This window comes from Sulfitobacter sp. OXR-159 (assembly GCF_034377145.1).
GTDB lineage: Bacteria > Pseudomonadota > Alphaproteobacteria > Rhodobacterales > Rhodobacteraceae > Sulfitobacter.
In genome coordinates, this window is the sequence record NZ_CP139707.1 from 1,461,637 (window position 1) to 1,473,232 (window position 11,596).

Genomic DNA, 11,596 nt, shown 5'->3' on the forward strand with positions numbered 1-11,596 from the left:
GAAAGGCAGCTTACATGGCGCGCAAGTTTACTGGCAGTTTCACCCAGCAAGAGGGGCTTTCCCAAGAGGCCATCGCGGCGGCGGTCGCGGTGCTACAGTCAGGCCGCTTGCACCGGTATAACCTCGCGCCGGGGGAGGCTGGGGAAGCGGCCCAGCTTGAGGCCGAGTATCGTGATTGGCAGGGCAGCGCCTATTGTCTTGCCGTCACCTCAGGGGGGCAGGCGTTGCAAATCGCCCTGCGCGCCTGTGGCGTGGAACCCGGCGCTAAGGTGCTGACCAACGCCTATACGCTGGCCCCAGTGCCCGGCGCGATCCGGGCGGTGGGCGCTGAGACCGTGCTGGTCGAGATCGACGAGGATCTGCGGCTCGACCTTGATGACCTCGACGCCAAAATTGCCAGTTCCGGCGCGCGGGTGCTGTTGCTGTCGCATATGCGTGGGCATCTGTGTGACATGGACCGGCTGATGGCGATCTGTAACGGGGCAGAGGTAACGGTGATCGAGGATTGCGCGCACACGATGGGCGCGCAGTGGAACGGCATTCGGTCGGGCAATTTCGGCAAAGTGGCCTGTTTCTCGACCCAGACTTACAAACACATGAACTCCGGCGAAGGCGGGTTTCTGACCACCGACGACGCCGCAATCGCCGCCCGCGCCACGATCCTGTCGGGCAGCTACATGCTCTATGAACGCCACGGGGCCGGGCCGGATCCTGAGGCGTTTGCCGATGCCCGCTACGACATGCCCAATTGCTCGGCCCGGATGGACGCGCTGCGGGCCGCGATCCTGCGTCCGCAGCTTGCCGACCTCGACAGCAACATCGCCCGCTGGAACGCCCGCTACACGCAGGTTGAGGAGAGGCTGAAAGCACAGGACGGCGTTACAACCATCAAGCTACCCTCCGCCGAAACGCATGTGGGTTCCTCCATCCAGTTCCGCCTGCCAGACTTCACCGCCGCGCAGTGCCGCGCCTTGCTCGATGCCGCAGCCACACGGGGCGTGGAGCTTAAATGGTTCGGCGCGAAAGAGCCTGCAGGCTTCACCTCGGCGCATCCATCTTGGCGCTATGTTCCAGCGCAAGACATGCCCAAGACAGACCGCATCATGGCGACGCTTTTCGACATGCGCTTGCCGCTGAGTTTTTCTCAAGACGACTGCGCGCTGATCGCCGAATTGATCTGCGACGCGGTGAACGAGGTGGCATCATGAGCCGCCCGGTCGTCGGCGTATTGGGCGGCATGGGGCCCGAAGCGACGATCCTGCTGCAGCAGCGTGTTCTTGGCACCGTCAATGCCCAAGACGACGCCGATCACCTGCCGCTGCTGATCGACATGAACCCGCAAGTTCCCTCCCGCATCGCCCATCTGATCGAGGGCACAGGGGAGGATCCCGCCCCGGTGCTGGCCGCGATGGCACAGCGGTTGGAACGGGCAGGGGCCACGGCCCTCGCCATGCCCTGCAACACGGCGCATCACTACGCCCCGGCGATTGAGGCGGCGGTTTCCATTCCGTTTCTGAACATGGTGACCCTATCGGTCGACCGCGCGGCGGGGCAACTTCCCTCAGGCGCCTCCGTAGGGATTCTCGCCTCTCCTGCCGTGCGCATGGCCGGGGTGTTTGACGCAGCCCTGGACCGGACCGGGCTAACGGCGCTCTGGCCCGCCGATGCCGAGCGCATGTTGGCCGCGATCCGGCTGATCAAGGCGCGGGGGATTACCCCACAGGCGCAGCAGACGCTTACAGAGGCGGCGACCGAATTGACCGCGCAGGGGGCCGAACTTTTGTTCATCGCATGCTCAGAGTTTTCGTTGCTGGCCCCCGCTTTGACCGCCCCCGTACCGATCCTCGACACGATCGACGCGCTGGCCGAGGCGATCCATCGACATTCCCAATTCTAACCGAGGTAAGCACATGGCGATCACGTATCTGAAGCAAGTCGAGACCCGCCCGGCGGTTGAGGGCAAAGACATCCGCGGTGTGGTTGCTCAGATGCTCGCCAAGATCGAACAGGGCGGTGAGGCTGCCGTGCGGGACTATGCCCGCGACCTTGACGGCTGGGCCGGGGATATCGTGGTCACTGCCGCGGAACGGGCCGCCGCCTCTGCGCGGGTGCCGCAAGACCTCAAGGACGATATCCGCTTTGCCCATGCCAATATCCGTCGTTTCGCCGAAGCGCAGAAGGCGACGATGGGAGATTGCGAAATCGAGATCATGCCGGGGCTGATTGCGGGCCAAAAGCAAATCCCCGTCTCAAGCGCGGGCTGCTATGTGCCCGGCGGGCGTTACAGCCATATCGCCAGCGCTTTGATGACGATCACCACCGCCAAGGTCGCTGGCGTGCCGCATATCACCGCTTGCTCGCCCACGCGACCCGGCATCGGCATTCCCGATCCGATCATCTTTGCGATGGACCTTTGCGGCGCGGACCTGATCCTGAACCTCGGGGGGGTGCAGGGGGTCGCTGCCATGTCGATGGGGCTGTTTGGCGGTGTGCCTGCCGATATCCTCGTCGGTCCCGGCAACAGCTATGTGGCAGAGGCCAAGCGCATGCTGTTTGGCGCGGTGGGGATCGACATGTTCGCCGGACCCACCGATTCACTGGTGATCGCCGATCACAGCGCGGACCCTGAAACGGTGGCATGGGATCTGGTCAGTCAGGCGGAGCACGGGGCCGACAGCCCGGTTTGGCTGGTCACGACCGACCGCAGACTGGCGGAAACCGTGTTGCAGCGCGCGCCCGACATGATCGACAGCCTGCCCGAGCCGAACGCCAGCGCCGCGCGGGTGGCTTGGGCCGAACGGGCCGAGGTTGTCTTGTGCGACACCCGCGAGGAGGCCGCCCAAGTGGCCGACCGCTACGCGCCGGAGCATCTTCAGGTGCAGGCCAAAGACCTCGACTGGTGGCTCAACCGCCTCTCTGCCTATGGCTCGCTGTTTTTGGGAGAGGAGACCACGGTCGCTTTCGGCGACAAAACCTCGGGGCCGAACCATGTGCTGCCCACCAGTGGGGCTGCGCGCTATACCGGGGGGCTCTCCGTGCACAAGTTTACCAAGACCGTGACATGGCAACGCTGCGATGCCGATGCCTCGCATGAGCTGGCCTTGCGCACCGCGCGGATCAGCCGGATGGAGGGGATGGAAGGCCATGCCCGTTCTGCCGAGCTTCGGTTGAAACAGCAGACAGCCTGACGCCGCGCCGCGCTTAGCTGTCCTCGTTCTGCTGAACGAGCTATCCCGGTGGTGTCTGGTCAACGCCATCGCGGCCTTGGGGGTGAAAACCAGTCTGGCGAAGGTCGTGAAGGTCAAACCCAGCTACGGCATCATTCTGGTGGTCGAAACCGTGTTCCTGCTCGGCGCGGCCCTTGCTTTTGTGCTTTTGTTCGGCATTTAGGTGGGGCCGAGCCTGCCCTGTGAAGGCTGAGAGCATCGCCGGGACTTCAGGCTCACCCCTTGCCCCAAAAATCTGCGATAACCTCCTCCGCCAGCTTGTTTTGCACGGTGAAATCAGTGTCTTCCGCGCCGCCGCTCTCAGGGTCGGTGAACCAGCGCCAGACCCACAGGTCCGGGATGCCCCGTGCCTCAAGGGCGCGGAGCCAGCGGCGCAAGACGTCGGCCTGAAGTGCCATATCGGCGGGGGCAGCGCGTTCTTCGGCGCTTTCCCACGGGCGTTCGGTCGCCCCTTCGGCAGAGCGGATGCCGATTTCGGCGATCCAAATGGGCTTGGCATGTTTCCGCGCGACGGCCTCGACCCGGTCCAATTCTTTGGCGATGGCGCGATCCCAGTCGGCGGTCGCCCCGGCTGCGCCCAAGACGGGGTAGAGCGACACCGCCACGGCATCCAATAGCGGCCAGAACGCAACTTTCTCAGCCTCGTCAGCGCCATGGGCGACATAGGTGATTTTACCGCTGAACGCTTCGCGCAGCCCGGCGATGGTGCCCTCCCATGCCTCCGCCCCCGATACGCCGCGCAATTCGGTGCCGAGGACCAGCACCTCGGCGCGGCTTTGCTCTGCGGTGACCGCGATGGCGCGCAGGGAATTTTCATAGGCCGCGTGCCAATCGCCTTCGGTGCCCGCCGCGGGGACGATGGCGCCCGCCCAGCTTTCGGGCACCCAGACATGCGGTTTGACGATGGCGGCCAGCCCGGCTGCGTGCAACTGCGCGATCCCGGCGGCGATCCTGTAATGGGGCAGCGCGTCCCCCATGACGATGCCGCTGGAGGTGGGCGCGGGTTGCCATAGAAACGGGATCACCGTTGCCGCCGTCGCGCCCGTCTTTCGCAGTTGAGCGATGCTTAGCGCAGCGGCTTGGCTTCCGAAGGGCGCCTTCGTTGTCTCGATAAGGTTGAACCCGCGCAGAACCTCGTCCCTGCTGCTTTGGGGAAACGCTCCCGTCGCGGTGAGCGCGGTAGAGCCGAGGGCCCAAAGAAACGTGCGACGTTTAATCATAGGGGCAAGGTAGGATGACTTCCCCCGCCGCACAACGGCATCTTAGGTGACAGGCGGGGCCTTTGGGGGGCTGCATTTCGGGGGCTTTATTCGGGGACCTGCAATTCGGGCCTGTAATTCGGATGTTGGCAGGTGCCGACCAAAAGCAATGTCGCGAAAACGCTGAACGATCGCAGTCGCGCATACCAACGCGCGCAGCGCCCAAGGACTATTCCCTTTCCCCGGTCGGCCCAACCGCGTAGGCAGCCCCTACCTTGGAAAACGAGACATATCATGGCGCAGAATGCCACCATCTACAAAGTCGAGCTTTCGGTCTCCGACATGGACCGCCACTATTATGAGACCCACAAGCTGACCATCGCCAAACACCCTTCGGAAACCGATGAGCGGTTGATGGTGCGGCTCGTCGCCTTTGCCCTCAACGCGCATGAGCATCTGGAAATGACCAAGGGGCTATCGACGGATGATGAGCCGGACATCTGGCAAAAAAGCCTGAGCGGAGAGTTGGACGTTTGGATCACGTTGGGTCTGCCCAGTGAGAAAGTCCTGCGCCAGTCCTGCAACAAGGCTGCCAAGGTCGTGGTCTATCCCTATGGCGGCAAATCGGCTGAGATCTGGTGGGACAAGGTCAAGAACGGCACCAGCCGCTTTGACACCCTCGACGTGGTGAACTTGGCCGAGAGTGACACCAAGGCGCTGGCGGAGATGGCCAGCCGCGCGATGAAGCTTCAGGTGATGATCCAAGACGGCGAGGTGACGGTGAACCTTGACGAGGCGCTGGTGACGCTCACGCTCGACCGATGGAAAACCGCCGGATAAAAGGCGCCGCGGCGGCAGCGGGGCAACCCAGCTGCCGCCGCTTCTTCAGGCTGCGCGGCGTTGCAGCAGGGCAATGGCATAGCCGATCACCATGGCCATGCCGACGTGCCCCACAAAAGACGACTGCGTGTAGGCCCCGAAATCCATCATAAAGCTGCGCCCCACCACCGGGGCCAGCAGCCCTTGGGCGACGAACCACAGCACCAGCCCCGACAGCGCCCCCGACAGGACCAGCCCAAGCCGAGTCAGGCGGTGCACCAGCCAAACAAAGACCGAGAAGCCGACGATCCCAAGCGCGATATGCAGCGCGAAGCCAAGCCAATAGGGCAGGGTGATCCCAAGGGCGATCTTGCCAAGCGCAACCACAAGGTTCGCCGGGGCGAGTGCGACGCCAAAGAGGAGGGGGGAGAGCAGCCAAGCATAAAGCTCGAAGGCGATCTCGCCCGCGAGCCCGGCCAGCAGGAGCGTGGGAATGGTTTGTTTGAGGGGCATAAGCAAAGTCTCTTGCAAAAGGACAGCACATCGGCGCGGCCGCAGCCGGATGGCGCGGGCGCTATGCTGTGTAAGTGGAGGTAGGGGAAAGCGCCGGACCGAGGGGCCAAAGCGGATAGAAAAAGGCGCGCCACTATGGGCGCGCCTTTCAATTTAAACGTCGAGCTTGTTATCGCCGCGCTTCCATGCCAGCGGCTGGAAAACTTCGTCGACCGGGGTTTCGGCCACGTGGTTGACGTAGTTCGACATGGTCTTCTGCGCCATGCCAAGGATCACGTCCAGCACCGCACGGTGGCTGTAACCTGCGTCAAAAAACGCCTGCATCTGCGCGTCGGAGACAAAGCCCCGGTTGCGCACCATCTGAACGGTGAACGTCCGCAGCGCTTCGAGTTTGGGTGTCGGCAGGGCGGTTTCATTGCGCAGCGCGTCGCTGATCTCGTCCGAGACCTTCATCATCTTGGCAATGCCGGTGTGGGCGGGCACGCAGTAGTGGCACTCGTTCTCGACGTTGATCGACTGCCAAACCACGGTCAGCTCTTCGGCGTCGAAATCCGTCTCGGTGAATAGCTTGTGCAGCACCTGATAGCCTTCATAGGCTTGCGGGCTTTCGGCCAGCACCTTGTGCAGACCCGGCAGGCGGCCAAAGGCCTTTTGCGATTCCGCCAGCAGCGGCTTGGAGGCTTCGGGTGCGGAGTCTTGGTCGTGGGACGGGAATGTCATGATCTCTACCTTTGTAAATCGTCGATATCCGTCATTTAGGCTTTCTTGAGCGATCACTCAAGTATATATTTGAGTGATCGTTCAACATATGGTGATTTCATGCCCCGCAAACCCAACCACGACCGAGCCGAGTTGATCGACCGCGCCCGCGATCTGTTCTGGCGTCAGGGCTGGGCGGGCACGTCGCTGAAAGACCTCGAAGCGGTGCTGAAAATGAAGCCCGGCAGTTTCTACGCGGCCTTCGGATCGAAAGTGGCGCTGTTTGAGCTCGCCTTGGACAAATACGCTGAGGATGGGGCCGGGCGCTTGGCCGAATTGGTCGAAGCCCATGGCCCGATGGCTGCCCTGAAACGCTATCCCGAATTGGCGATTTGCCGTCAGGAGGCGCCGGCCAAAGCCTGTATGCTGTCCAAGACTTTGTTGGAGCTACAGGCGCATGGGCACCCGTTGGCGAAACGTGCCAGCGCGCATCTCATGGGGATGGAGGAACAGTTCGCGGTGCTTTTTGCACGGATGCAGCGGGACGGAGAGATTGCGGCGGAACATGATCCAAAGTCACTGGCCCGGCGCTATCAAAGCGATCTGCTCGGCCTGCGTGTCTCGGCCGAGCGGGAGGGGATCGACGCCCATGCCATCGCCCGCGAAATCGCGGAAGGGCTGGACCGGCTGTAACCATAGACGACGCTATTCGATCTGTTCTTCCAACATGGCGGTGATCTTGCGCCGTTGAAAGATATTGCGGATCTGATGCGCCATGATCCGTTCCGGCACAAAATAAGGCTTGCCGTCCTTCCATTCCGCCCGAAATTCATGGCGCGCGGCGATCAGTCTGGTGGTATGGCCATCCGCAGCCGCGACAGTGAGGTCCATCTGGCGGACCTTATCGAACAGGCCTTCGGTCCCAATGCGCGCTTCGGCGCGGCGCAACAGATCGAGAAAACTGCCGATATCGATGAATTCACCGCTTTTGATCGGCCCTTGGTTGGTGCGGGTCAGGGGGTTTTCCACATCGTTCAGCGCCACTTCTTCGCGTTCGGTGACCTTGACGTGATAGGTCTTATCCTCCGTCACGACCCGCGCCATGACCTCAAGCAGATAAATCGGCTCGGCCCCCATATTGGTGACGAAACAATGGGCATTCTCATCCCGCGCGATAGAGCGGTTGATCAAGATCACCGGCTGCCGTTGCCGCCGGAAATTGAGCCATAGGATATGCAGGTAAGCCAGCCAGACCACCGCCGTGAAAAGACTAACCGCCACCTGCAACGTCGCGGAATTCTCTGCGATCCAATCGAGCATCCTTTGTCTTCCTTGCGAGTGCTGCCGGGGTCGCCAGACCAACGCGCGGGGCGGCGCTTCGTTGCACAGGGATTGACGCGACGCTTGACCTGCCGCTATTATATCAATAATTCACGATATATGGATAATGAAAACGCTCTCCTAGCCTTCGCCGCCTTGGGCCAACCGACCCGTCTGGATGTCTTTCGCCTGCTGATCAAAGCGGGGGGCAAGGGAATGTCAGCGGGGGAGATCGGCGTGGCGCTCGACGTGCGGCAAAACACCATGTCCGCCAATCTGTCGGTGCTTGCCCGCGCGGGCCTGATCCGCAGCAACCGCGAAGGCCGCAGCATCCGGTATTTCGCAGATATGAACGGGCTGCGCGCACTGCTGGGGTTCCTTTTAGAGGACTGCTGCGGCGGGCAGCCAGAACTTTGCCAACCCCTGCTGGATGAATTGACCTGCTGCTAACCCTCGAAAATTACGCACGAAAGACCGCCATGACCGATACCGCACATCCCGCACCCGCTGGCCTTGGAGCATTTGAACGCTGGCTCTCGCTCTGGGTGGCGCTGACCATCGGGGCGGGGCTTTTGCTGGGCAATCTCTTTCCCGGCATCTTCGGCGCGCTGGCCGCGCTTGAGGTCGCCTCGGTCAACCTGCCCGTGGCGGTGCTGATCTGGGCCATGGTCTATCCGATGATGGTCGGTGTCGATTTCGGCGCGCTGCGGCAGGTGGGGGAGAAGCCGAAAGGGCTGGTGGTGACGCTGGTGGTCAATTGGCTGATCAAACCCTTCACCATGGCTGCCCTTGGGGTGCTGTTTTTCAACCATGTCTTTGCCGGGCTGATCCCGCCCGATGACGCGCAAGCCTATCTGGCGGGGGTGATCCTGTTGGGGGCCGCGCCCTGCACCGCGATGGTCTTTGTCTGGTCCAACCTCACCCGTGGTGATGCCACCTACACGCTGGTGCAGGTCAGCGTGAATGATGTGATCATGGTCTTCGCCTTCGCGCCGATCGTGGCCTTCCTTTTAGGTGTGACCGACATCACCGTGCCTTGGGACACGCTGCTGATCTCGGTCGGGCTCTACGTCATGCTGCCTTTGCTGGCGGGGTATCTCACGCGCGAACGGCTGGTGGCCAAGGGCGGCGAAGCGGCTGTCGACGCCTTTAAAGCCCGCGTGCAACCCTTTGCGATCATGGGGCTTTTACTCACCGTGGTGCTGCTCTTTGGCTTTCAGGGCGAGGTGATCCTTGACCGCCCGCTCGTCATCGCGCTGATTGCCGTGCCGCTGTTGCTGCAATCCTACGGCATCTTTTTCATCGCCTATGGTGCTGCGCGGGCTTGGGGCATTCCTTTCAACGTGGCCGCCCCCTGCGCGCTGATCGGCACCTCGAACTTCTTTGAACTGGCGGTTGCTGTGGCGATCAGCCTTTTTGGGCTGGGGTCGGGTGCTGCCTTGGCCACCGTCGTGGGCGTCTTGGTCGAAGTGCCGGTTATGCTGTCGCTCGTGGCCTTTGCCAACCGCACGCAGCATTGGTTTCCCGCCTCCAAGTGAACCTCACCCGATAACCCACTGCCGCCTAAGGAAATTCCCGTGACCGATACGCCGAACATCGAAGAAGACCACTTCAACCCCATCGACGACGCCCGCCTGCTGTCGCCCGAGCGCGCCACCCACGGCCCGCGCATTCTGCTGCTCTACGGCTCGCTCCGCCCGCGCTCCTTCAGCCGCCTGATGACCGAAGAAGCCGCCCGCATCCTCACCCGTCTCGGGGCCGAGACGCGGACATTTAACCCCACGGGGCTGCCGTTGCCCGACGATGCCGCACCCGAACATCCCAAAGTGCAGGAACTGCGCGATCTGGTGCAATGGTCCGAAGGCATGGTCTGGTGTTCGCCCGAACGTCACGGGGCGATGACGGGCGTCATGAAAACCCAAGTTGACTGGATCCCCCTGTCGCTGGGCGGGGTGCGCCCGACCCAAGGCAAGACTTTGGCCGTGATGCAGGTCAGCGGCGGCTCGCAGAGTTTCAACGCCGTGAACCAGCTGCGCATCTTGGGCCGTTGGATGCGGCTGCTGACCATCCCCAACCAATCCTCAACCCCCAAAGCCTTTTTGGAGTTTGACGAGGATGATCGGATGAAACCCTCGCCCTTCTATGACCGGGTGGTCGACGTGATGGAGGAACTGGTGAAGTTCACCCTGCTGACCCGCGACAACAAGGACTATCTGCTCGACCGCTATAGCGAGCGCAAAGAAAGCGCTGCGGAGCTTTCCAAACGGGTGAACCAAAAGGCGATCTGACTGCTAAAACGCAAACGGCAGGGCCAAATCTTGGCCCTACCGCATTATGCTACGCTAAAAAGCGATCAGTCGTTGGACCAGCCCGAAACGGCTTTGACTTCGCAGAAGTCCTCGATCCCCCAAACGCCGCCTTCGCGCCCGTTGCCGGAGCGTTTCATGCCGCCAAAGGGCGATCCGGCACCACGGCTTTCGCCGTTCATCTCAACCATGCCCGACCGCAGCTTGGCCGCCAGACGATTGCGCCGCGCGCCATCGCTGGACTGGACGTAGTTGGTGAGGCCGTAGACCGTGTCATTGGCCATCTCGACGGCTTGATCTTCGTCCTCGAACTTCATGATGGCCAATACGGGGCCAAAGATTTCCTCGCGGGCGATGGTCATGTCGGACGTGACATCGGCAAAAACCGTGGGTTTGACATAGAAACCGCGGTTCAGATGCTCGGGCCGTCCGGTGCCACCGGCCACCAGCCGCGCGCCTTCGTCGATGCCCTTTTGGATCAGGTCTTGGATCTTGCCCCATTGCGCCTCGTTCACGACTGGGCCGATGTGGCGACCCTCTTCGCTGGCGGGTCCGACTTCGACCTTATTGGCGACTTCGGCGGCCGTCTCGACCGCTTGGTCATAGGCGCTGGCTTCGACGATCATCCGGCTTGGTGCGTTACAGCTTTGGCCGGTGTTGTTCATCATATGCAGCACGCCGCGTTTCACGGCTTTGTCGTCTGCATCAGCGAAAACAAGGTTCGCGCCTTTGCCGCCAAGCTCCAGATGGACCTTTTTAAGCGTATCCGCCGCGTTCTTGGAAATCGCGATACCGGCGCGGGTGGAGCCGGTGAAGCTCACCATATCCACGTCCTCATGGCCGGTCAGGGCGGTGCCCACGGTCATGCCATCGCCGTTCACAAGGTTGAAGACACCGGCGGGGAAGCCTGCCTCATCCATCATCTCGGCAAAGATCACCGCGCTCAGCGGGCTTTCCTCGGAGGGTTTCAGCACCATGGTGCAGCCAGCGGCGACAGCAGCGCCCACTTTCAGCATCACTTGGTTCATCGGCCAGTTCCACGGCGTGATCATCGCCACGACGCCAACCGCCTCATGAATGATCCGGTCGTTCGGCGCGTGATCGCCCAAGGGCTTCACGAATTTGAAGTCTTTCGCCGCTTTGATAAAGTTCTTCAGGTGGCTGTAACCCGCGCCCCATTGCGAGCTGCGCGCCATCTCGATGGGCGCGCCCATCTCGGTGCTGATCGCTTGGGCCATGTCTTCGGTCCGGGACTTATAGACCTCGGCCAGTTTCTCCATCAGCGCGATACGCTCTTCGGGGGCGGTGGCCATCCAACCGGGCAGGGCGGCCTTGGCCGCTGCCACGGCGGCGTCCACATCCTTGGCCCCGCCGAGCGAGATCACGGTGCAGGGCTCTTCGGTCGACGGGTTGATGACCTTATGTTCGCTGCCCTCAAGCGGGGCGACCCATTTGCCGTCGATATAGAAATCACGTTTTTCGATCATGCTCTGTCTCCGTTATTGGCCAAGCG

Annotated in this window: 13 protein-coding genes; 8 read left to right on the forward strand and 5 right to left on the reverse strand. The window is 62.1% G+C overall.

What is annotated here, in order from left to right; translation table 11 throughout:
* The first annotated feature begins 14 nt into the window (after positions 1-14).
* The 3 genes from T8A63_RS07560 to hisD are packed head-to-tail and all read left to right on the forward strand — an operon-like array spanning position 15 to position 3,188.
* Positions 15-1,208, forward strand: a complete 1,194-nt coding sequence (locus T8A63_RS07560) for a DegT/DnrJ/EryC1/StrS family aminotransferase (RefSeq protein ID WP_322345413.1) — start codon at positions 15-17, stop codon at positions 1,206-1,208.
* Complete coding sequence (locus T8A63_RS07565) at positions 1,205-1,897, forward strand: aspartate/glutamate racemase family protein (RefSeq protein ID WP_322345414.1); 693 nt, start codon at positions 1,205-1,207, stop codon at positions 1,895-1,897. The genes T8A63_RS07560 and T8A63_RS07565 overlap by 4 nt, the downstream gene beginning before the upstream one ends.
* A gap of 13 nt (positions 1,898-1,910) precedes the next feature.
* The gene (gene hisD / locus T8A63_RS07570) at positions 1,911-3,188 is read left to right on the forward strand and encodes a histidinol dehydrogenase (protein WP_322345415.1); all 1,278 of its coding nucleotides are present in this window, start codon (positions 1,911-1,913) and stop codon (positions 3,186-3,188) included.
* Positions 3,189-3,442: 254 nt separating this feature from the next.
* Here hisD and T8A63_RS07575 read toward each other — a convergent pair whose 3' ends face one another.
* Positions 3,443-4,447 carry a glycoside hydrolase family 113 gene (locus tag T8A63_RS07575; protein ID WP_416153236.1) on the reverse strand — a complete coding sequence of 335 codons (1,005 nt, stop codon included), beginning with the start codon at positions 4,445-4,447 and terminating at the stop codon, positions 3,443-3,445.
* 273 nt (positions 4,448-4,720) lie between these two features.
* Here T8A63_RS07575 and T8A63_RS07580 point away from each other — a divergent pair, with 273 nt between their 5' ends.
* On the forward strand, positions 4,721-5,266 hold the full coding sequence (locus T8A63_RS07580) for a YaeQ family protein (RefSeq protein WP_300053696.1): 546 nt from the start codon (positions 4,721-4,723) through the stop codon (positions 5,264-5,266).
* A gap of 45 nt (positions 5,267-5,311) precedes the next feature.
* On the opposite strand, the gene T8A63_RS07585 is transcribed toward T8A63_RS07580, so the two are convergent.
* Both T8A63_RS07585 and T8A63_RS07590 read right to left on the reverse strand, forming a co-directional pair.
* Positions 5,312-5,758 (reverse strand): hypothetical protein, encoded by a 447-nt coding sequence (locus T8A63_RS07585; RefSeq protein WP_322345417.1) that lies wholly within the window; start codon positions 5,756-5,758, stop codon positions 5,312-5,314.
* 153 nt (positions 5,759-5,911) lie between these two features.
* Positions 5,912-6,478 carry a carboxymuconolactone decarboxylase family protein gene (locus tag T8A63_RS07590; RefSeq protein WP_067627387.1) on the reverse strand — a complete coding sequence of 189 codons (567 nt, stop codon included), beginning with the start codon at positions 6,476-6,478 and terminating at the stop codon, positions 5,912-5,914.
* Positions 6,479-6,577: 99 nt separating this feature from the next.
* Here T8A63_RS07590 and T8A63_RS07595 point away from each other — a divergent pair, with 99 nt between their 5' ends.
* Positions 6,578-7,150, forward strand: a complete 573-nt coding sequence (locus T8A63_RS07595; protein ID WP_300053692.1) for a TetR/AcrR family transcriptional regulator — start codon at positions 6,578-6,580, stop codon at positions 7,148-7,150.
* 12 nt (positions 7,151-7,162) lie between these two features.
* On the opposite strand, the gene T8A63_RS07600 is transcribed toward T8A63_RS07595, so the two are convergent.
* A complete protein-coding gene (locus tag T8A63_RS07600; RefSeq protein WP_067627390.1) occupies positions 7,163-7,777 on the reverse strand; it encodes a hypothetical protein in 615 nt (204 codons plus the stop codon).
* Between the two features lie 120 nt (positions 7,778-7,897).
* Here T8A63_RS07600 and T8A63_RS07605 point away from each other — a divergent pair, with 120 nt between their 5' ends.
* The 3 genes from T8A63_RS07605 to arsH are packed head-to-tail and all read left to right on the forward strand — an operon-like array spanning position 7,898 to position 10,065.
* The gene (locus tag T8A63_RS07605; RefSeq protein ID WP_120351236.1) at positions 7,898-8,227 is read left to right on the forward strand and encodes an ArsR/SmtB family transcription factor; all 330 of its coding nucleotides are present in this window, start codon (positions 7,898-7,900) and stop codon (positions 8,225-8,227) included.
* 29 nt (positions 8,228-8,256) lie between these two features.
* Positions 8,257-9,315 (forward strand): ACR3 family arsenite efflux transporter, encoded by a 1,059-nt coding sequence (gene arsB, locus T8A63_RS07610; protein ID WP_322345418.1) that lies wholly within the window; start codon positions 8,257-8,259, stop codon positions 9,313-9,315.
* Positions 9,316-9,354: 39 nt separating this feature from the next.
* Positions 9,355-10,065 (forward strand): arsenical resistance protein ArsH, encoded by a 711-nt coding sequence (gene arsH, locus T8A63_RS07615; protein ID WP_067627396.1) that lies wholly within the window; start codon positions 9,355-9,357, stop codon positions 10,063-10,065.
* A gap of 65 nt (positions 10,066-10,130) precedes the next feature.
* Here arsH and T8A63_RS07620 read toward each other — a convergent pair whose 3' ends face one another.
* The gene (locus T8A63_RS07620) at positions 10,131-11,570 is read right to left on the reverse strand and encodes an aldehyde dehydrogenase family protein (protein WP_067941051.1); all 1,440 of its coding nucleotides are present in this window, start codon (positions 11,568-11,570) and stop codon (positions 10,131-10,133) included.
* Between the last annotated feature and the right edge of the window lie 26 nt (positions 11,571-11,596).